Raw genomic sequence first — 19914 nt, forward strand, 5'->3', positions numbered from 1 at the left:
AAACGATCAAGCGGCAGGCGCCCTGTGGAGCGCCTGCCGTTGTTCACATGTGCAGCAGGAGGAAGAAGGGAACTCAACCCACCTGTTTCAACAGCGCAAATCTCGCAGGGCTCATCACCTTCATCATCAAGGCGGCGGCACAGCCCACGACAAATGAAATCATCACAATCATTTCCATGATGGAGGCTGCAAGTCCGGCATTCTCACCGCCAACCAGCGCGGGCAGATTCTGGACCGCCACGATCAGGCAAGCGACCAATCCGAGGAACCCGCCGGTGGGTGCCACAACGGTGTTCCAGAACGGATGTGGCGTGTCGCTTCGGCGGAAAAACACCAGTACCGAAACGCACGTCAGGGACAGGATCACCATGTAACCCAGTGTTCCCGCTGTCGCACCCCACGCATAGATCTGGGTGACCGGGTCCATCCCGATCAGCGCGCAAATGGCGACCGCCAGCAGCGACAACGTTGTTTGCAATACCGAGGACACAAAGGGCGACCCGTGTTTCTGATGCACGCTCCCCAACTTTGAATGCAGCACGCCAAAGCGTCCCAGGACGTATTGATAGCGAACGACGATGTTATGCAGCGACAACACGCATGCAAACAGACTGGTCACCAGCAAAACCTGCATTACATCCACAAAGGCTTTGTTGGTGAATCGCTCCACCATGGTCAGATACATATCACCTGGGTGATCGGTCGCTTGCTGTACCACTTGCGATAACCCCACACCGTTCACCTGGCACCACATCGACACGGCGTAGAACACGCCAATCACAAATACCGCGATGTACGTGGCCTTTGGAATGGTCACATTCGGGTTTACCGCTTCTTCGCGATAGACCACCGTCGACTCAAACCCCGTGAAGCAATAGATGGCAAACATGATCCCAAGGCCCGGCGACCCCGACAGAATAGTGGTCGCCGAAAACGGCTCCAGCGCATCCGGGCCAATACTGCCGCTGCCGATAATGGCAGCGTCCACCACCAACACAATCAGAATTTCCAGCACCAATGCCACACCCAGGAATTTGCTGCTCAGTTCAATCTTCTGATAGCCCAGGATCCCTACCAGCGCGGTAATAGCTAATGCCAGGAGCCACCAGGAAATAGTGATACCCAGCGTGGTCAACAACAGCTGCGACAAGGCGAAGCCAATGTAAGCCTCCAACGCCACCAGGATCATGAAGTACGAGATCACTGCCAGGGTCGCGGATCCCAACCCAATGGACCGCCCCATGCCTTTTTGGATATAGGAATAGAACGCCCCTGCGTTGGTGATGTACCTCGACATGTAGATGAAACCCACACTGAAGAGAAACATGATCACCGTTGCAATCATTGCGTCAAAAGGCGCTGCGGCGCCATTGCCCATGGAGATAATCAGCGGCGTATTGGCAACCATCACGGTTAATGGCGCGGCCGTTGCAATCACCATCAGCACAATCGAGGTAACACCTAAAGACCCGGACAAGCCCGGTTTGCTATCAGTAATGCCTGGCTCTGCAGTGTGCATATTCGCCCCTATGGATATTGTTTTCCCGCAAGAGATCACTGATCTACCTTCGACGTCCCTGCCCTGACGGTGTCAGTAAGTTCGCAGTTGTCTGACCCGCAACTAAAGTGACGCGCGTTTAAAGGGAGTCCCCCTGATACGCCGACTCGCCGAATCGACAACATGCGTCGTGATCATTGTTGCGCCCGCGTAAAATTCGCCGCTATCCAATATCGGCGCGTGGTGCACGCCAAACATGACTGTTTTTTTAGTACGCACCAAAAGTAAAACCCCGTGCTTCGTTACCGTGCATTTAGCGATCAATTCTTTTATCTGAAGCGCTGATTGCGCGCGGCAAGCTGGAACGAACATTGCTGCTTCAACGGCAGACTTCGGAGACTGTCGTGATGCAGCACAATCCAGATACCGCACTCCCGCCCTGCGCACTTCCAAGAGTTGCATGTGAGCGGTCAAATGATCCGTTCCTTCAATCGAGAATTCTTCCTGACTGGATGCAGGACTATACCCAGCTCTCCTGTGGCAACTTTGAAGGCGGCGTCGCGCGTGCATCTCTTGGGCGAGTCCAAGTGTTCAGAGAATGGATCAATCAAGCCGTCGATCAACGCTCGGTCGCTGACACCGATGTCGTGATGATAGGTGTGACCTTGCATGAAGGGACGTGCTCTTGGCAGAACAGGGAAATGCAGGCCGACTCGTTATTCATCATGCGCCAAGGTGAAGAAGCCCGTTTCTGTGCGACAACCAAGTCCGACATCCTGGCGGCGACAATTGACGTGTCATTCCTGAACACCCTGTCCCAGGGCCTTTACGGGGTGAGCGCCGACCGCCTGGTCAACGGCGCCTGCCTACTCAAGGGCGATACACAGGGGATCGCTCGATACAAATCCTTGCTGTTATCAGGCCTGGGTTCAGCCGTGGCGTGTCCGGACTCGATCGACAGTGAGGCCACGCGCCTGCAACTCTCCGAGGATGTCGCCGTCGCGGCACTGGAAGCGATGGGCAGTTTGTCCCATACCTCATCCTCTTCACCGCGCGATCATCGGGTTCATCGCGCAATGGTAGACAGGGCGCGCGCGTTTATTTTGAGCCAACCAACCTCCAACCACTCTGTGGAGGCTTTGTGCGAACACTTGCACATGAGCAGGCGTGGACTGCACAGCGCATTCATTCAGGTGGTGGGTGTCAATCCGTGCACGTATATCCGCCAAGTGCGCTTGCACGGCGCCCGCAAAGACATTTTAAGTGGCGTGCCTTCGGTGTCTGAAGCCGCCATGCGCTGGGGGTTTTGGCACTTTGGAATGTTCTCCCAGTACTACAAAAACCAGTTTGGAGAGTTACCTTCGGAAACGTACCGCAACCCGCCCTGTGTCGGGATGGGAACCTGGCCCCCACTGAGTTGAAAGTCCCTTCCAACGACAAAAATATGAATATATTTTCAAACGAAACATAACTATTATTTGCGCATGATCAAAGAACTGAAAACCCTTATCGCCGTAGCGAGAGAAGGCACGTTTGCAGCCGCCGGCAGCAAAATCGGCCTGACTCAAGCAGCGGTCAGCGCGCAGATGCAACGCCTTGAGGCCGAGCTTGGGGTCGAGTTGTTCGACCGTAAAGGGCGTTCGGCGCAACTCAATCAGATGGGGCATCAAGTACTGGCGCGAGGCCAGGAACTGGTACTTCAGTTTAAAAATCTGGGCACAAGTTCTGTGGGCCTGCCGGCCAGCATTCTGGTGACTATCGGTGCGATTGCATCCGTTCAACGCTCTTATCTGCCGGAAGCGCTGGCTGAATTTCACCAGCGCTCCCCGGCCTGCAGAACACGCGTCATACCGGGCCTTTCGATGGAATTGGTGAACCAGGTCGACTCGGGTGAAATCGACATGGCCGCAATCATCCGCCCGCCCTTTTCTCTTCAAAGCGATCTGCGCTGGACCACCTTGGCACGCGAACCGTATCGACTGATTGTCCCGGCCGATATGCCAGGAGACGACTGGGCTGAGCTGGTTTCGAGCCAGCCCTTTATCCGCTACGACCGTTCATCTTTTGGCGGGCGCCAGGTTGATCGGTTCTTGCGACAGACCCATTTTTCATTGCATGAAGTCTGCGAACTCGATGAGCTTGATGCGATCATCAAGCTGGTCGCTAACGGCGTCGGTGTGGCCCTGGTACCGGAAACGGCCACCCGCAAAGAGTGGCCTGCTGAAGTGCGCGCGATCGACCTGAAACAACGTACATTCCATCGCGATATCGGCCTGGTGCATCGCGCGCGCCGCAGCCTGAGCGAACCAGTGAAGTTGCTGGCACAACTGATTACCGAGCAGGCGGTGAAAAAGCACTAGATAGGCCGCGAGGTTCAGTCTTCGACCTTGCGCGCGCGAAGCAGCGTCCACCGCCCGCGCTCATCCAGGAACTTGCGCCCCGAATGGTTGATGAACCCCAACAGCACGCCCAGGCAAAGCGTGACCATGATGTAAAACCACTTGTCCGGCCCTACAAAGAACGTACACGCCACCGCACCAAACATCATCGGAATATTTGAAAACAGCCCCCATGGGGTGAACAGCAAGTGCGTCGCACACAGCGCTATGGTTACCAGGCCAACCGACAGTGCAGACGCCACCAGCGGGTGCAAGCCCTGATGTGAGAACAGCGAATCCAGGTAAATAAAAATGATGCCCCATACCACTCCCGCCACCGCACTCAGGCAGGCGTCCGCGAGTTTGTCGGCTCTGGCGCCACCGCTCAGGTAGATAGGCAGCGCAACAAAGGTGCACGGCAGCGCGCCCAATAAGCCGAGCGGGCTCATCAGGTACAACAGCACGTAAAGCCCTACGGTAATACCGATCCACATACTCAAATTCAACGAAAATCTTGTCGACATCCTATTCACTCCTGCAACGCGTTTATTGTTATTTGTCGTGCATCAGGCGCTTCTGGAAAACATCGATTTGTACATTTTTCCGCGTGCGAACGGCAGCCAGGCCTCATGGTTCATGAAGCCTGGCCGCCATGGCTCAACACTCAGTTACGCAGGCCTGCCTGCTTCAGCAACGGCATTACCCGCTCATTGAAAAACGGCAGTTCTTCGTTGTAATCGACCATGGTCAACAACGTACCGTCGACTCCGGTTTTCTTCAGGTCGATCAGGCCTTGGGCCACTTGCTCCGGAGAACCGATCAAGGGATAACCGCCCCAGCCCGCGATGAAGCGTTCTTTGAACTTCGCGTACATCTCTGCGGAGTGGTTCTGCGACTGGACTTGCAGCACATCGGCCAGGTTGTCGCACGCCACGCGGTCGCCCTTTTCTTTGACGTAGTAGTCGTAGTATTCGCGCGCCTCCTTTTCCGTTTCTCGCACAATGACCGGACACGATGTGAAGGTCCCCAGTTCCCGGCCGAACTTGGAGCGGGCCAGGTCCTTGACGTGCTTGACCCAGGCGGCGCCTTTCTCCATGTCCTGCATGAAGCCGAAGTTGAAGTCGCAGTGCTTGGCCGTGAAATCCAGACCTTTACCCGACGACCCGGCGCAGATCATCACCGGGCGCCCCGCCTTGTTGTAAGGTTTGGGCTCCATGACGGCGTCTTTGGTCTTGTGGAAGTCACCGTTGTAATCCACACCATTACGCGCCCACAACGCAGCAACGATATCCATCCATTCATCCGCGTATTCGTAGCGCTGGTCGTGCTCCATCATCTCGCGACCAAACATCTCCATTTCCGGGGTAAACCAGCCGGTCACCAGGTTCAAGCCAAAACGGCCTTTGGAAATATGGTCGATGGTGGTCGCCATTTTAGCCGCAACGATCGGATGAATAGTGGGCACGTGGGTGGTGGAGAAAAACTGCAGCTTGGTGGTAACTGCAGCCATCGCAGCGGCCCAGGTGAACGTCTCCATGTTGGTGCCGTTGAAGTTGGTCTCACCACCGAAACCACGCCAACGCGCGATAGGCACCATGCACTCCCACCCCGCCGCTTCCAACTGCTGAGCGATCTTTACGTTGTGCTCGAAGGTCGGCTCAAAGCTGGATTCGGCAGTGGTGATCGCACAGGCGTTTGAGCAGTTGGTTCCAAATACACCCAGTTTCAGCGCGTTATCGTTGAACATTGGGTTGCCGGTTTCATGAAAACGTTCCTGCATGTCCATTTCACATTCCTCTTTTTATTGTTGTTAATGCTGGGGGAACCCTGGATTACACACCCATGTCGTCAAAGACTTCCTGCGCCAGGCGGAAGCCATCAATGGAAGCTGGTACACCACAATAAATCGCTACCTGGAGCAGCACTTCACGAATTTCCTCTTTGCTCAAACCATTATTGATCGCGCCGCGAACATGCAACTTCAATTCGTGGGGACGGTTCAACGCCGAAATCATGCCCAGGTTCAGGAAGGAACGCGTGCGACGGTCCAGCCCCGGGCGATTCCAGATAGCGTCCCAGCAGTACTCAGTGACCAGCTCCTGTACCGGCCAGTTAAAGTCGCTGGCCTTGGCAATGGAGCTATCAACATAGGCTTCACCGAGCACTTCACGGCGGGTCTTGAGGCCGTCATGGAAACGCTCGGAAAGTTGGCTGCCATCAGGCGAAGTAATTTTTGCTTGACTGTTCATTTCATCTTCCTCGGGGTGAGTTAATACCTTGGCGACCTTATGACTGTCTGCACAGCCATCGCGCTAAAGTGTTGCGGTTAAAATCAGATGTCGTTTTTACGCCACCAAACTGGGCCTTACTTGTTTGGCTCGCACCGCATTCGCGGCTTTCCACACAATCAAATCTGCAATCGAAATAATGATGAGCCCGTTGTGGTGCGCAAACGTTTCCAGGTCTGGCCGACGGGCCATGCTGCCGTCGTCCTTGAGGATCTCGCAGATCACGCCGACCGGTGACAACCCCGCCAATTCAGCTAGATCCACTGCCGCTTCGGTGTGACCGGCGCGTTCTTCAACCCCACCGCTGCGCGCGATCAGAGGGAAAACATGCCCAGGTCTTGAAAGTGACTGCGCCGTCGTATCAGCGGCCGCGAGCGCCCGGAGTGTCAACGCACGTTCGGTTGCCGACACCCCGGTGGTAATCCCGGCAATCAGATCCACCGATACGGTGAACGCGGTTTTCATCGAATCGGTATTGCGCTCCACCATCAGCGGTAATTCCAGCCGCCGCGCAAAGCGCTCGGGCATCGGCGCGCAGACGATCCCACGACAACGGCTGACCATAAAAGTGAGCGCTTGCGTGGTGGCGAATTCTGCGGCCATCACCACATCACCTTCGTTCTCGCGGCCTTCGTCGTCCACCACGATAACCATGCCACCTGAGGCGATCACTTCCAGTGCTTTCTCAATCGTTGCGAAGCCCATAACAACCTCTACTGAACGCTGACGGTCTAACGACCCAGGACACATCACTTGATAGCGGCGGATCTGGCGAAGCGCCCGTCTTCGTACAACAGTGGCGAAATATCCACCCGGGTATCGACCCAAAGCACACGACCAAAAATCACATCGTGAGACCCGATGGTGGCGACTTCACACACCTCGCACACCAGCGCTGCCTGCGCATCGGCCAGCACTGGCACGCCGTGCTGCTCAACCCATTGACCGTGTTCAAAACGCTCCTGGCCTTTGAGCTGGCCACTGAAGACCGGTACCAAGTCGACATGGGAAAGGTGAAGCATGTTGACCGCGAAGCGTCCGCTTACTTCCAACGCCGTACTGATCGACGCAGAGCGATTCACACACACCAGGATAGTGGCCGGATCGGCAGTCACCGATTGCACGGCCGTCGCTGCCATGCCGAACGGCTGGCCCAGGTGACGCGTGGTGATCAGCGAGATGGTCGAGGTCAAGCGACGCATCGCTTGCTTGAAGTCGTTAACGAGTGCTTGTTCTTGTTGTTGTTCTTTCATGTCTGCCTCTTCCAAGGAGTCCCATGGGGGGTTGGAATCAAAAACTACAGATCGTCAGACAATCTGTCAAAATAATTTGCATGATTGACAGATTGTCTGACGAATTTTATAAGTAAGCGAGATTTTACTTCAACGAGGAATGCACCCATGCCACGCACGCTGTATGGCCACATGAAATCCAGCAACGTCATGAAAGTCGTCTGGCTGATGGACGAGTTGGGGCTCGAATACGAAAGGATCGACCTGGGCAACGTTTTCGGCGGGCTTGAAGAAGACGATTACCGTGGCATGAACCCCACCAGCCTGGTGCCTACACTGGTCGATGAAGACTTCACGATCTGGGAAAGCAATGCGGTATTGCGCTACCTGTGTAACGCTTATGCACCGACCAGCACGCTTTACCCTGCCGGGCCAAAAGTACGTGCGGTGGTAGACCAGTGGCTGGACTGCCAGCAGACGCAACTGACCCGGCCACAGACCGTGGTGTTTTTTCAGTTGATTCGCACCGCCCCCGAAAAACGCGACACACACGCGCTGGAAACCGCGATCCGCGAAGCCAGCAGGGTCTGGGGCTGGATCGAACAGCGCCTGGCCGCACACGAGTACATCTGCGGGCAGACTATGACCATCGCCGACATGGCCTGGGCCGTGCACGCACACCGTTGGCTGAACATGGACTTCCCCTGTGCGGAGCTGCCCAACCTTAAAGCGTGGTACGCACGGATGCTGACGCATGAATCCTTCCGTCAGAAATGGGCCGGCCCGGTGGTTTGATCAGAGAGATGAGCGCTATGGAATTACACAATAAGGTCTGCATCGTCACGGGCGCCGCCAGCGGCATTGGTAAAGCGGTGGCCACCCTGTTTGCTAAAAACGGTGCCACGGTGATTGTTGCCGATGTGAACATCGAGGCCGCGCGTGCTACGGCGGATGAGATCAACGCGTTCGCGATCGCCTGCAATGTCGCCGTCAATGCCGACGTACAGTCGATGGTAGAAACGGTCATTGAGCATTGCGGCCGCATCGATGTACTGGTCAACAACGCCGGTTTCGGCCTGACCGGCAACGTTGTCACCATTGAAGAAGAGGATTGGGACCGCCTGATGTCGGTCAACCTCAAAGGTATGTTTCTATGTGCCAAGCACGTCGTTCCCGTGATGGCCAGGCAGAAGTCCGGTTCCATCATCAACACGACCTCCTACACGGCGACCAGCGCGATTGCCAATCGCACCGCCTATGTTGCCTCCAAAGGCGGCGTGTCCGCGCTCACACGTGCAATGGCGCTGGACCATGCCGAGGATGGCATTCGCGTGAACGCCGTCGCGCCGGGCACAATCGACAGCCCTTACTTCGACCGAATTTTTGCCCAATCGCAAACCCCACAGGCACTGCGAGCCGCCTTCGAAGCGCGGGCCGTGATGAACCGAATGGGTCAACCGGAGGAAATCGCAGAAGCCTTCCTGTTTCTCGCGTCGGACCGTTCCCGCTTCGCGACGGGCAGCATTCTCACGGTGGACGGCGGCTCTTCAGTTGGCAACCACTTGGTCGACTGACCAAATACCTGTGACCTTTGCCCGGCGAATGCCGGGCTTTTTTTGCTCGCTCATAAACGAAAGCCGCCGATCGCAGGAATAGGCGTGCAATCGGCGGCTTCATATCGGTAGGTCGATGCGTATTCAGTCGGCGCTGAGCTCTGCCTGACGCGTGACGTGCGCCAGCCCTCGCACAAGGTACGGTCGAAAATGGTCCGGATGCTCCGTCATCGGAAAATGCCCCAGCCCCTCCATGACCACGTGCAACGCACCGGGAATCAATTGCGCGAGTTTGGCGCCGTCCGCCGGCGTTGCAGAATAATCATAAGTCCCCGACAGCAGCGCCACCGGTGTGAGCCCCGCATCAATTCGCGGCGCGGTCACGGCACCGTCGAACTCGTCACTGTAGAACGCCAAGTCACCTGGATAAATACCTGGCCCGCCCTGCGAATAAATCCAGCTGGCACGGCGTCGATCTTCGATCGGGCTGGTCGGACTCATCAGGCCACGGACATAGGCACCATTGTGAAGCCCGCCATGGACCTGCACATGATTCTGGTACGGGTTGCGACGGCCACGCGACTGGAAGGGCGGCTCCAGGGCCACAACGCCGATCAATTGCTCAGGATGCTCCGCCGCAAGCACCAGCGACATAGCCGCGCCCATGGAGCCGCCGACCACGATGGCCGGTGCGCCGATCACCTGCTCGATAAATGCCGTACACCATTGCTGGTAGCGCTCGCTTGTCAGCAGGTACGGCGCCCCATCCCAGGTTCGTGGTGGCATCGATTTACCGTGGAATGGCAGGTCAATCGCATACATACGAAACTGCTGGGCCATTTCAACGTCAGCCATCTGCGCAAAATATTGCCGCCCGTCAGCACCTGCGGTGTGCAGGAACAAGACTGGAATGCCCTCCCCGGCCACTTCGTAATAAATCTCGTACGCCTGCCCCGCCACACTGACGTCGGCATACCGGCCTTGAATCTGGGAAAGGGATCGCGCTACGGCCTCCGACGGTGTAGCAGGCGTCAGGGTCACCAACTCGAATAAACGCTCAAGAAACGGCCGCGCCTGGGCGATCAGTTGTGCATCGCCGCTCACCTCGAATGCCGGGTTGGCAATCTGCAGCGCCGTAAAGCTGTGGTAGGTCGCAACCGGAGGCGTAGATAAAACGTGCGCCCACTCAGCCTCGCCAGCCTCTATCCGAATGGTCGGCTCGCCCGTAAAGCCTTTGAACAATCGACCGTCATCAACACTCAGCCCAATGCGCTGCCCCCCTACGCTGAACTCGACCGCTATCGACAGCCCCGGCGCAAGCCGACGCAGTTCAGGATCTGGGTAAGCGTTTATCAGCCGCTCGTTCAAACTGAAGAATGCAGTCATTATTTTTCTCCTACGTCACTGTTGCAGTGACGTGTCATCACGTCAGTGTCCTGCCGCCCTGAGGGGGCCGCATTGATTGCAATGCCTGCGCGCATTTATCAACTGCCAGGCGACAGGATAAAGGCGAGAACACGCCGTGATGAATATCCAGATTTGCAGACAATCTGTCAATCGTACAAAGTTACTGTTCCTCTTCGACGGCCTCCAGGTAACTGATCGCCACAGTGGCGGAGAGCTGGATGTGCCTGCTACAGGCCTCCGCCGCCCTGGCACCGTCCCTGGCCTTGATGGCCGCCACGATCTCTTTGATTTCCTCAACCGAGTGCTGGAGCCGCCCCGGTTGCGTCATGGACATTGCGCGCAAGAGCGTGATTCGGTTATGCAGCGTCGTCAGCATCTGGACGATAAAGACGTTATTGCTACCCTCCATCAAACACACGTAGAACTGGGTCTTCGCTTCGATCAGCGCATCACGGGCGAGGCGCGTGCTGTCCAAGTCGCGATCAGGGTATTGCCAATACTGTTGGGCGCGAAACTCGAACATCGCGGCGGCTTCCTCCAGCCGTCGGATCTGCGCATCGGTGCCCAGTAACGCGAACGCCTGCCCGGAAAAGCTCTCCAGCAGGCCGCGCACGGCATAGAGCTGACGCGTCTCATCCAGCGAGATCTTGTTTACCGATGGCCCTTTATGAGGATTGCAGGTGATCAAGCCTTCCGCTTCCAGCTGCCGCAGTGCTTCGCGAATGGACGTACGCCCTACCCCTGTCATCTCGCACAGCTCACGCTCGACCAGTCGCTGGCCAGGGCGAAGCACGCCGGAGGAAATGGCTTCTCGAATCTTGTCTTCCACTAACAACCGCAGGGTCGCACCACGCTTGGTAACCTGGAGGCTTGACTCACTCATCGATACTCTCTCCTCATACTGATGTTCTGCTCTCTAAGCACTTACGATCATAAGTTGGCTCGGCAGCTGTCAATGCCGAAACGTGGAGTGCCCTACAGATTGTTTTTACCAGAGGATTGTCTGATTGTATGTAAATGATCCATTTCATCGACATAAAAGCCGAGTTGGGCACGCTTTCGCGTTGACAGGTCGCGTTAAGAGATTGGAGAGTAACAACCTGCGGCCTCTATCCCCCGACTGCGTGCAAGCGACATGTTCGGTGGCTTACGCACCCAGTTCGCTCAGAAGGTAGAAACCAAATCGTGCCCACATCTGACAAAGGAACCACTTCAATTGGATTGGTACATGAAGCGTTAGCGGGTGCGATCCAAAGAGGTATTGATGTAAGCGCTGTACTTCGAGAAGCCCGGATTGATACCGAGTTGCTGGCGGCTGCCCAAGTGCGCGTGCCGGCAGCGGCATTTTCGCGTCTGTGGACCGGCTTATCCGACCTGCTTGACGATGAGTTCTTTGGGATCGACAGCCATCCCATGAAGCGTGGAAGCTACACACTCATGGCTCAGGCGGCGGTCAGCTCCGAGTCCCTGGCGCAGGCGTTGCTGCGAATAATGTCGTTCCTGCGGGTGGCGCTCGACGACGTATATGGAGAGCTACGGTATGAAGGAGACTGCGCCGTGGTCATGATTCATGACCATGGTGTAGAGCGCCGACTGTTCTGCTACGGCACTTGGTTGATCTTGGTACATGGCTTGCTGTGCTGGTTGGGCAATCGAAGAATCCCGCTGCAGGAAATCCATTTTCGCCCCTCCCAGCCTGACGACGACAGCGACTACCGAATGCGCTTTTGCGAGAATATTCACTTCGACAGCGCACTGACGACGGTTCGTTTCGAGCGCAGCTTCCTGGATCTTAAAGTAGTGCAGACGCCTGCCAGTCTCGTCGCCTTCTTGAAAGACTCACCGGCAACGCTTCTGGTGAAGTACCGCAATGACGAAAGCATCCGGGGCGATATCAGGAAGAGGTTGCGTGGCCTGAACCCTATGGACTGGCCTGAGTTGGAGTCTCTCGCCAAGGTACTCGGCATGTCCAACTCCACCCTTCAACGTCGCCTTCAAGCCGAGGGGGTGAGTTATCAAAGCCTCAAGGACACTATCAGACGTGACATGGCGATCAACTTGTTGAGCCAGACGGCTATGACGGTCACTCAAGTCGCCACGAAGACGGGCTTCCAGGAAACCAGCGCTTTTCATCGGGCCTTCAAGAAATGGACCGGCGTGAGTCCAGGCGCGTACAAACGCTCGAGCCTGCGCGACGCCACCGATAGCCATTAACGCCATTTACACGCGCCACTCAGCCATCCGCTTCCGTCAGCATTGACGCCCGCCCCCTCTCGTTTCAAGACGCTCGGTGTCCAACCCGGTTCCGGCGGCGCTTACCTGCACCAGTGCCCAAATCGGTCAATCAAAACGACGTCATGGGGCATGGGCCACACCGTTTTCCAACGTCTACGATGCCTTCCGGGCCGTCGATTCTCTGTGTGTTGAAAAAGGCAGCCGAGGTGCCTTCGGACAGTCTACCGCTCAACGACGCCCCCTGACCGCTAACCCCACTGGCGCAAACATGATCACTTCACAAACAAAAACAATAGCGAAGGAAACACGCCATGCCCCCTATCAACGTCTGCGCACTCGCGACTGATTCAACATTCAACCGCTTTCACGGCCTCATACTCTTCTGGTGTTTGCTGATCCTGATTATTGACGGCTACGACCTCGCCGTCGTCGGAGTGGCGCTGCCGGCGATCATGAAAGACATGAACATTGACGCGACCAGCGCCGGCATCATGGCGGGCTCTGCGCTCTTTGGGACCATGCTGGGCGCCATATTCCTCGGCACATTGGCAGATCGAATCGGTCGTCCAAAAATGATTGCCGTCTGTGTCGCACTTTTCAGCCTTTTTACAGCAGGCGCCGGCCTCACCAGTGACCCCATCAGCTTCAGCGTCTCGCGTTTTATTGCAGGTCTGGGCATCGGCGGTGTACTGCCCATTTGCACGGCACAAATGGGCGAGTTTTCTCCCGCCAAGCTCCGTATACGCTTGGTAACCCTGGTATTTGCAGGCTATTCAGTCGGGGGAATCCTTGTTGCGATCACCGGCAAGCAACTGATCGAGAGTCATGGGTGGCAATGGGTATTCTATGTTTCCGTGCTGCCGGTGCTCCTCATTCCATTCATCCTCAAGACCATGCCCGAATCGGTGAGCTACCTGCTTAATACCGGCCGTCAGGATGAGCTGCGAGCGATCGCGCGCAAGATCAATCCGGAACGCGTAATCAGCGACGACACCGTGATGACCGGAAACGCTGTGGTCGTGGATAAGCAGGACGCGCTCGTACGCAGCTTGTTCAGCGATGGGCGTGGGTTCAGCACCTTCATGATCTGGGCGGCATTCATGACCGGGCTCTTCATGGTGTATGCCCTTAACTCCTGGCTGACCAAGCTGATGGCTATGGCCGGCTTCAGCCTTGGCTCCGCGCTCAACTTCGTAATCGTCTTCAATGCAGGGGCTATCGCCGGCGCACTCGGTGGCGGGTGGCTCAGTGACAAACTGAACATCAAACATGTGCTTCTGTGCTTTTACCTCGCAGGTGCAATCGCCTTGACGATCCTGGGCTACACGCGTTCGACGACCCTGCTCTTCGCCGTGGTGTTTATTGTCGGCGCCTCGACCCTCGGCACACAGCTCCTGGCTTATGCCTATGCGGGTGATTTTTACCCCTCGGCCATCCGGTCGACAGGCGTGGGTTTTGCCTCAGGCGTCGGGCGTGTCGGCGCTATTGTTGCACCGGTGCTTATTGGCTGGCTGGTGTCGCTGGAGCTGCCGTTGGAGAACAACTTTATGGCCATCAGTCTTGCCGGGCTGATCGGTGCTGCAGCGGTAACCCTGATCAACCAATCAAGAGCAGATTCCACCCAAGCCAGGAAAAAACCTGCCGTTTCCAGTTAATCAATGCAACCTATCGGTGAGCCATCGGACATGAAAATGAATCGCTTATCTCAACCGCCGCTGCCACCCGGGCTTTTAAGCGAAGCGGTTGATTGGGCCATCACTTCCCGGCGCAGTATCAGGGCGTTCCTGCCCACGCCCGTGCCCGTCCAGGTCATAGAGGAGATATTGAACGTCGCTCGTTTCTGTGCAACGGGAGTGAATATGCAGCCATGGCACGTGCATGTCGTCACAGGAAAGGTAAAGGACGATCTCTCACGGGCCATTGCGCACGTGGACAACGACCCGTCGATGAGCACACAGCTTGCCGATGCTTATGAGTACTACCCGCGCAAGTGGACCGCACCTTTCATTGATCGCAGGCGCAAGGTGGGGTGGGAACTCTACGGTTTGCTGGGCATAGAAAAGGGTGACAAACAAAGAATGCATGAACAGCACGGCCGCAACTACCGATTCTTCGATGCCTCGGTAGGGCTGATCTTTACCATGAGTCGAGTCCTTCAGGAAGGCAGCCTCCTGGACTATGGAATGTTTTTGCAGAACGTCATGACCGCCGCGCGAGGGCGTGGGCTGGACACCTGCCCACAAGCCGCATTTCTCAAATACCACCAGGTGATATCCGACGTTCTAAAAATACCGTCGGATCAAATGCTGGTCTGCGGCATGAGCCTCGGCTATGCCGACGAAACCAGGGCGGAAAACACGCTAGTGACTGAGCGCGAGCCGGTCAGCGCGTTCACGACTTTTCATCACAATAATAAGGAGACAACAGCATGAACCGCGTGGGTTTTGAAAATGGGCTTGAACGTTGCGCTGCCAATCATCTACCGCTGACCCCGCTGGGGTTTCTGGATCGAGCGGCGCTTGCGCATCCCGACCGCGTTGCAGTGGTTCATGGCGATCTGTGCAGAACCTGGAGTGAAACGCGCGAACGTTGCTACCGCTTGGCATCCGCACTCGCGTCATCGGGTATTGGCGCGGGAGATACCGTGGCGGTGTTGTCGCCTAACACCCCCGCCTTGCTGGAAGCGCATTTCGGTGTGCCACTCTGTGGCGCGATGCTCAACGCAATCAACTACCGACTGGATGCAGAAGGTGTTGCGTTCATTCTCCGGCATGGCGAATGCAAACTGCTGTTGGTAGACCGCGAGTACGCCGCCCTCGCAGCCAGCGCACTTGAGCATCTGGAACAGCGGCCCACGGTGATTGATATCAATGACCACCTGGCGCCACAGGGTGTCAGTGTCGGCGTGACCGATTATGAAACGCTGATCGCCCAAGGCGATCCCGCGTTTGAAGGCGTATGGCCGAGCAGTGAATGGCAGCCAATCGCACTCAACTACACCTCGGGCACCACCGGTGACCCCAAAGGCGTGGTGGTCAGTCATCGCGCTACGTACTTGATGAGCATGCTGCAGATGACAAATTGGCCGCTGCCGCGTGCGCCACGTTATTTATGGACACTGCCAATGTTCCATGCCAACGGCTGGTGCTTCACCTGGGCTGTCACCGCTGCTGCGGGTACTCATGTGTGCCTGAGGAAAGTCTCAGCGCAATCGGTATTTGATGCCATCGAACACCACGGGGTCGATCACTTCTGCGCCGCCCCCATCGTGATGGCCATGATCGCCAACGCAGAACGTCCACCGGTTTTAAGCAAGCAGGTTCGCGTACTGACCGCGGGATCGCCCCCGCCTGCGGCTGTTCTCGGTGCGGTGTTATCCATGGGCTTCGATGTCGATCATGTGTATGGCATCACCGAGGTGTGCGGGACGCCGGTGAGTTGCGTTTGGCAGGATGCCTGGGACACGCTGCCCCCCGAAGAACAAGGTGCGCTTCGGGTTCGCCAGGGTGCCCGAGCGGCAGCGTTCGAGGACTTGATGGTCGCAGACCCTGAGACGATGCAACCTGTGCCTGACGACGGACGAACCACAGGAGAGCTATTGCTTCGTGGCAACACCGTGATGATGGGTTATCTGAAAAACCAAAAAGCAACGCTCAAGGCGTTCGAGGGCGGCTGGTTTCACACGGGAGATGTCGCGGTAGTCCACGCCAACGGTTACGTACAGATTACCGACCGTTGCAAGGACGTCATCATCTCTGGAGGCGAAAATATTTCGTCCATCGAAGTCGAGGAAGCGATCCATTGCCATCCCGCCGTATTGCACGCAGCGGTGGTTGCTCAGCCTGATGACGAGTGGGGTGAAGTACCCTGCGCATTTGTTGAAGTTAAAGACGGCGTGCAGGCTCCGACCGAGCCTGAATTGATCGCTTTCTGCCAGAAGCGCCTGGCCCGTTTTAAATGTCCTCGCAGGGTCGTATTCACCGAGCTACCCAAGACGGCCACAGGGAAGATTCAAAAATTCCTACTGCGGGAGCAAGCAGGCAGCCGGGATGCCATCGTGCGTTTAGCCACAAGCCACTGAAGTCAATGAACCGCTCGCGAAGAAAGGTGCTGCTCATACGCGCCTGAAAAAGACAGAAATATAGCGAGTACTGGTTTTGGGATGAGTTCATGACGCCGTTAATAATAAGTGCGGTATCAGTGGCAAATCCATTCATCTTAAATGAGGCGATTTGCACGATCATATTCAGGCGCGACTCAAGGTCGCACTACCGCAAGTGAGTGTCGGTAACTGGATCAAGAAAGTCGCTTACAGGTGTGGCAGAGAGAAGTCAGATAGTAAAAAGATTACACCACCATAGGAGTGTAAAATGAAAACACTGATCGTTATCGCGGCGATTCTATTGACCATGATGCAGCCAACTATGGCTACTGAAACTGTCAACCAGGCGACGTTTGCCAGCTTAAAACAAACTGTTCTTTTGGATAATGGAATCTCAATGTCCTATGTAGCGTTTGGTGATCCCAAGGGCGAGCCAATTCTGCTACTGCATGGCTTTACCGACAATGCTCGCTCTTGGAGTCTGATGCTTCCTTATTTGAATAAGCGCAATCGAATAATCGCGGTTGACCTTCGTGGCCATGGCAAAACCACCGCGCCGGACTGCTGTTACGCGTTCTCGGACTTGGCATATGACATCAAACTGTTCATGGACAAAATGGGTATCGCCAACGCTCATGTGATTGGCCACTCACTGGGCAGCATCGTTGCTCAGGTGACGGCAGAGTCGTACCCCGAACGTGTTAACAAGGTCGTTCTGATTTCGTCGACGTCCTCGGTTCAGCAGGTATTTGCTGAGGGCGGGTGGCTGGCAACCGAGATTCAAAAGCTGGACAAGTCGCCAGATCCAAATTCTCAATTCATGAATGACTGGTACGCCAATGAAATACCCGTCAATGAAACATTTTTGAAGTATGAGCGTGCCGAAAGCGCGAGTGTGCCGCTGCCCGTATGGCGTGGCGTATTGGCTCAAGGTCAAATAACCAACTTCGGCATTCACTTGAATAAACTAAAGGCGCCCGTGCTGATCTTGTACGGCGCCCATGACACGTTCTTTGATAAAGCAGCTCAAGCGGTCTTGCGGACGAAAATAAAAGACAATCAATACGTCGAATTTTCAAACGCCGGGCATAACCTGCTTTGGGAGGAGCCGGAGAACACCGCGGCCGAAATATCGAAGTTTCTGGAGAACTAGTCGTTGGCGGCAAGTAACGAGCCTGTCATTGTCTTGCCGCAAAACTACTTAGCTACTGCATAGAGTTTTTGCCAACAGCACCCGTCCACCTTACGCGCCCTCGCCTGCCCGCCGTCCTTTATTGGGTAGCGTAACGCAGTGAGCGCAAGACTTGTGCGCGCGCGTCTTATAAAAAATTGAGGCGTCATATGAATATTAAACTAATGTCTGCTACAGGTGTTTTTGCCCTGTCCTTGTTCGCGATTAATGCAGATGCACTTGAGACTGTCTCGTACGGAAACTTCAGTTTCACGCCCTCGTTGGAAATCGGAGCCGCTGGACTTAGCCACAAAAACCAGGCCTTCGGCGGGCGTTCCAGCTTCTATGGTTACCCCGTCGCAAAAGATGGCCAACGCTTGGAAGCGTACGCTAAGTACGGTGCCGATTTTACCGTTCCAATGTCCGACGCCTGGTCACTGGGTGCAGGTGTCAGTGCGGTCTCCGCACTGACGCGGGGTGATTCCGATGGCCTCGGTTATACCCCAGGTGACCCGACGGACACTGATTGGGAGAGTGCTTTCGTTAAAGTGTCGGGCAAAAGCGTCTTCGGGCTGGACGCCGTTGAGTTGAGTTACGGTAGGCAGAACTTCGCCGTGGGGGAGGGTTTTATCATCGCTGAGGGCCATGTAGACCAAGGCCATGAGGGCGCCTATTGGCTTGGCCCACGCAAAGCCTTCGACAACACGGCCCTGTTAAAACTTGACCTTGGACAGGTGCATGTCGATGCGTTTCACCTGCAGACTCGACTGGATGTGGATGTTGCAGACTACAAAGAGAAAATGGAGCTGAACGGCCTTAACCTTCAGTACCAGACCACGTCTGGCGCTCAACTCGGTGCGATGTTTATCAAGGTAAACGATGATGACTACGCACCAAGAGACGGCATGAGTGTGCAGGACGTTCGCATGATAGGCCTGCCCGTTCCCGGACTGAAAGAACTGAAAGTTTCGGCTGAGTATGTACATCAAAAGAACGCTGATATCGAGGGAAGAGCGTGGTATGCAGGAGCGACCTATAGCTTCACTGATTTGCTTCTGACGCCAACACTAACCTATCGCTATTCCGAATTTTCCCGGCACTACGATTCATTGCTTTATGGGTACGGTGGGGATTGGGGAACGTGGGTGCAAGGGGAAATAGTCGGTGAGTACATGCTCTTCAACCTGAATCAGAAAACCAGCACGCTGAAACTCTCGGTGCAACCGGCAGCCTCTGTCTACGCCGGTGTGATTCTGTACAAAATTGACTTTGACCAAAAACCGGAGGGTATCGAAGATTCGGCCTTTGCCACTGAAGCCGATATCTACGTGGACTGGCTTCCAAGCGAGCATTTAGCGCTGGGAGCACTAGCCGGTATTGCAAAGCCTGGTGAGGGCGCCAAGCAGTATTTTGGCAACGATAAAAACTCCGCTATTTTTCAAGTGTATGCCACTTATAAATTTTAATTCATCGCTTCGCTGGGGATAGGCGGGAGAGTTAGGAAGGTGGGCCCCTCACCTAACTCACCCTGGAACGCTTACGCGAATGTCGGACACTGCTTTAAACGAATCAATGCGCCCCATGCGTTTGGAAAATTTTGCTAACGACCGTCCACTTGCCTTCTACTTTCAGCAACTGGAAGAAGTCGGTGAAAGAGAGGCCTGACATGCCGTTGGCGTCGATACGAGCACTCGCGGCATTACCGACGATTTCAATACGAGTAATCGCGGCCTGCGCGTCGGGAGATGGACGGAAATTCTTGTCAATTCCCTCGAACAGGATTGGAATCGCGCCGCCGTCCAACTTGCCATCGGCACCGACGCTGTACATCGTCGCGTGTTCATTGAAAGCGGGTTTCATAATACTGCTCTTGGCCTGCTTGCAACCCTCAATATACTTGTTAAGCACCTCTGTAATAGCTTGATAGTCTTCTACATACGTAGCTTTGCTGACTGTTTTACTGCTGAGAACTTGTGGGCCACCTGGTGCGTTTTCCGCTTGAGCCATCGCACCAAAGGTTGAAATCAAGGCCCAAAAAAACAACTGCTTA

Annotated in this window: 19 protein-coding genes; 10 read left to right on the forward strand and 9 right to left on the reverse strand. The window is 55.6% G+C overall.

Features of this window, described 5'->3' with window-relative positions:
• Positions 1 to 73: 73 nt before the first annotated feature.
• Positions 74 to 1519 (reverse strand): APC family permease, encoded by a 1446-nt coding sequence (locus QCBJ_RS08530; RefSeq protein WP_064052512.1) that lies wholly within the window; start codon positions 1517 to 1519, stop codon positions 74 to 76.
• Between the two features lie 386 nt (positions 1520 to 1905).
• Here QCBJ_RS08530 and QCBJ_RS08535 point away from each other — a divergent pair, with 386 nt between their 5' ends.
• Together QCBJ_RS08535 and QCBJ_RS08540 are read left to right on the forward strand one after the other, a co-directional pair.
• The gene (locus QCBJ_RS08535; RefSeq protein ID WP_064052612.1) at positions 1906 to 2919 is read left to right on the forward strand and encodes a helix-turn-helix domain-containing protein; all 1014 of its coding nucleotides are present in this window, start codon (positions 1906 to 1908) and stop codon (positions 2917 to 2919) included.
• 63 nt (positions 2920 to 2982) lie between these two features.
• Positions 2983 to 3858: a LysR family transcriptional regulator gene (locus QCBJ_RS08540; RefSeq protein WP_102060547.1), complete on the forward strand. Its 876-nt coding sequence runs from the start codon at positions 2983 to 2985 to the stop codon at positions 3856 to 3858.
• Between the two features lie 14 nt (positions 3859 to 3872).
• On the opposite strand, the gene QCBJ_RS08545 is transcribed toward QCBJ_RS08540, so the two are convergent.
• From QCBJ_RS08545 to QCBJ_RS08565, 5 genes are all read right to left on the reverse strand, one after another.
• The gene (locus QCBJ_RS08545) at positions 3873 to 4400 is read right to left on the reverse strand and encodes a DUF1097 domain-containing protein (RefSeq protein ID WP_082893876.1); all 528 of its coding nucleotides are present in this window, start codon (positions 4398 to 4400) and stop codon (positions 3873 to 3875) included.
• Positions 4401 to 4540: 140 nt separating this feature from the next.
• Positions 4541 to 5662, reverse strand: a complete 1122-nt coding sequence (locus tag QCBJ_RS08550; RefSeq protein WP_102060548.1) for an LLM class flavin-dependent oxidoreductase — start codon at positions 5660 to 5662, stop codon at positions 4541 to 4543.
• 46 nt (positions 5663 to 5708) lie between these two features.
• The gene (locus QCBJ_RS08555; RefSeq protein ID WP_177410650.1) at positions 5709 to 6125 is read right to left on the reverse strand and encodes a carboxymuconolactone decarboxylase family protein; all 417 of its coding nucleotides are present in this window, start codon (positions 6123 to 6125) and stop codon (positions 5709 to 5711) included.
• 96 nt (positions 6126 to 6221) lie between these two features.
• Positions 6222 to 6869 (reverse strand): 3,4-dihydroxy-2-butanone-4-phosphate synthase, encoded by a 648-nt coding sequence (gene ribB, locus QCBJ_RS08560; protein ID WP_102060549.1) that lies wholly within the window; start codon positions 6867 to 6869, stop codon positions 6222 to 6224.
• A 44-nt stretch (positions 6870 to 6913) separates the two neighbouring features.
• A complete protein-coding gene (locus tag QCBJ_RS08565) occupies positions 6914 to 7417 on the reverse strand; it encodes a flavin reductase family protein (protein WP_102060550.1) in 504 nt (167 codons plus the stop codon).
• A gap of 147 nt (positions 7418 to 7564) precedes the next feature.
• On the opposite strand from QCBJ_RS08565, the gene QCBJ_RS08570 reads away from it, so the two are divergent.
• Together QCBJ_RS08570 and QCBJ_RS08575 are read left to right on the forward strand one after the other, a co-directional pair.
• Positions 7565 to 8191, forward strand: a complete 627-nt coding sequence (locus QCBJ_RS08570; protein WP_102060551.1) for a glutathione S-transferase family protein — start codon at positions 7565 to 7567, stop codon at positions 8189 to 8191.
• A 17-nt stretch (positions 8192 to 8208) separates the two neighbouring features.
• Positions 8209 to 8970, forward strand: coding sequence for an SDR family oxidoreductase (locus tag QCBJ_RS08575; protein WP_102060552.1), 762 nt, complete (start codon positions 8209 to 8211; stop codon positions 8968 to 8970).
• 123 nt (positions 8971 to 9093) lie between these two features.
• Here the strand turns inward: QCBJ_RS08575 and QCBJ_RS08580 are convergent, their stop codons facing one another.
• Entirely contained in the window at positions 9094 to 10335 is a 1242-nt protein-coding gene (locus QCBJ_RS08580; RefSeq protein ID WP_102060553.1) for an alpha/beta fold hydrolase, read from the reverse strand.
• 181 nt (positions 10336 to 10516) lie between these two features.
• Positions 10517 to 11239, reverse strand: a complete 723-nt coding sequence (locus tag QCBJ_RS08585) for a GntR family transcriptional regulator (protein WP_102060554.1) — start codon at positions 11237 to 11239, stop codon at positions 10517 to 10519.
• A gap of 302 nt (positions 11240 to 11541) precedes the next feature.
• Here QCBJ_RS08585 and QCBJ_RS08590 point away from each other — a divergent pair, with 302 nt between their 5' ends.
• The 6 genes from QCBJ_RS08590 to QCBJ_RS08615 all read left to right on the forward strand — a co-directional run bounded on the left by QCBJ_RS08590 (position 11542) and on the right by QCBJ_RS08615 (position 19330).
• Positions 11542 to 12570, forward strand: a complete 1029-nt coding sequence (locus QCBJ_RS08590; RefSeq protein ID WP_371916657.1) for an AraC family transcriptional regulator — start codon at positions 11542 to 11544, stop codon at positions 12568 to 12570.
• 332 nt (positions 12571 to 12902) lie between these two features.
• On the forward strand, positions 12903 to 14246 hold the full coding sequence (locus QCBJ_RS08595; RefSeq protein ID WP_102060556.1) for an MFS transporter: 1344 nt from the start codon (positions 12903 to 12905) through the stop codon (positions 14244 to 14246).
• Between the two features lie 30 nt (positions 14247 to 14276).
• A complete protein-coding gene (locus tag QCBJ_RS08600) occupies positions 14277 to 15023 on the forward strand; it encodes a nitroreductase (protein ID WP_102060586.1) in 747 nt (248 codons plus the stop codon).
• A complete protein-coding gene (locus QCBJ_RS08605) occupies positions 15020 to 16672 on the forward strand; it encodes an AMP-binding protein (protein WP_102060557.1) in 1653 nt (550 codons plus the stop codon). Before QCBJ_RS08600 ends, QCBJ_RS08605 begins: the two co-directional genes overlap by 4 nt.
• A gap of 289 nt (positions 16673 to 16961) precedes the next feature.
• Positions 16962 to 17846 (forward strand): alpha/beta fold hydrolase, encoded by an 885-nt coding sequence (locus QCBJ_RS08610; protein WP_102060558.1) that lies wholly within the window; start codon positions 16962 to 16964, stop codon positions 17844 to 17846.
• A gap of 188 nt (positions 17847 to 18034) precedes the next feature.
• Positions 18035 to 19330, forward strand: a complete 1296-nt coding sequence (locus QCBJ_RS08615) for an alginate export family protein (protein WP_102060559.1) — start codon at positions 18035 to 18037, stop codon at positions 19328 to 19330.
• A 103-nt stretch (positions 19331 to 19433) separates the two neighbouring features.
• Here QCBJ_RS08615 and QCBJ_RS08620 read toward each other — a convergent pair whose 3' ends face one another.
• Positions 19434 to 19871 carry a nuclear transport factor 2 family protein gene (locus QCBJ_RS08620; RefSeq protein ID WP_256581477.1) on the reverse strand — a complete coding sequence of 146 codons (438 nt, stop codon included), beginning with the start codon at positions 19869 to 19871 and terminating at the stop codon, positions 19434 to 19436.
• Positions 19872 to 19914: the final 43 nt, after the last annotated feature.

Source organism: Pseudomonas sp. QC2 (genome assembly GCF_002859085.1).
Taxonomy (GTDB): Bacteria; Pseudomonadota; Gammaproteobacteria; order Pseudomonadales; family Pseudomonadaceae; genus Aquipseudomonas; species Aquipseudomonas petroselini.

Bases quoted from the DNA above. Each gene is read 5' to 3' on its own strand.
- QCBJ_RS08530 (WP_064052512.1), bottom strand. From the start codon at position 1,519: ATGCACACTGCAGAGCCAGGCATTACTGATAGCAAACCGGGCTTGTCC.
- QCBJ_RS08535 (WP_064052612.1), top strand. From the start codon at position 1,906: ATGCAGCACAATCCAGATACCGCACTCCCGCCCTGCGCACTTCCAAGA.
- QCBJ_RS08540 (WP_102060547.1), top strand. From the start codon at position 2,983: ATGATCAAAGAACTGAAAACCCTTATCGCCGTAGCGAGAGAAGGCACG.
- QCBJ_RS08545 (WP_082893876.1), bottom strand. From the start codon at position 4,400: ATGTCGACAAGATTTTCGTTGAATTTGAGTATGTGGATCGGTATTACC.
- QCBJ_RS08550 (WP_102060548.1), bottom strand. From the start codon at position 5,662: ATGGACATGCAGGAACGTTTTCATGAAACCGGCAACCCAATGTTCAAC.
- QCBJ_RS08555 (WP_177410650.1), bottom strand. From the start codon at position 6,125: ATGAACAGTCAAGCAAAAATTACTTCGCCTGATGGCAGCCAACTTTCC.
- ribB (WP_102060549.1), bottom strand. From the start codon at position 6,869: ATGGGCTTCGCAACGATTGAGAAAGCACTGGAAGTGATCGCCTCAGGT.
- QCBJ_RS08565 (WP_102060550.1), bottom strand. From the start codon at position 7,417: ATGAAAGAACAACAACAAGAACAAGCACTCGTTAACGACTTCAAGCAA.
- QCBJ_RS08570 (WP_102060551.1), top strand. From the start codon at position 7,565: ATGCCACGCACGCTGTATGGCCACATGAAATCCAGCAACGTCATGAAA.
- QCBJ_RS08575 (WP_102060552.1), top strand. From the start codon at position 8,209: ATGGAATTACACAATAAGGTCTGCATCGTCACGGGCGCCGCCAGCGGC.
- QCBJ_RS08580 (WP_102060553.1), bottom strand. From the start codon at position 10,335: ATGACTGCATTCTTCAGTTTGAACGAGCGGCTGATAAACGCTTACCCA.
- QCBJ_RS08585 (WP_102060554.1), bottom strand. From the start codon at position 11,239: ATGAGTGAGTCAAGCCTCCAGGTTACCAAGCGTGGTGCGACCCTGCGG.
- QCBJ_RS08595 (WP_102060556.1), top strand. From the start codon at position 12,903: ATGCCCCCTATCAACGTCTGCGCACTCGCGACTGATTCAACATTCAAC.
- QCBJ_RS08600 (WP_102060586.1), top strand. From the start codon at position 14,277: ATGAAAATGAATCGCTTATCTCAACCGCCGCTGCCACCCGGGCTTTTA.
- QCBJ_RS08605 (WP_102060557.1), top strand. From the start codon at position 15,020: ATGAACCGCGTGGGTTTTGAAAATGGGCTTGAACGTTGCGCTGCCAAT.
- QCBJ_RS08610 (WP_102060558.1), top strand. From the start codon at position 16,962: ATGAAAACACTGATCGTTATCGCGGCGATTCTATTGACCATGATGCAG.
- QCBJ_RS08615 (WP_102060559.1), top strand. From the start codon at position 18,035: ATGAATATTAAACTAATGTCTGCTACAGGTGTTTTTGCCCTGTCCTTG.
- QCBJ_RS08620 (WP_256581477.1), bottom strand. From the start codon at position 19,871: ATGGCTCAAGCGGAAAACGCACCAGGTGGCCCACAAGTTCTCAGCAGT.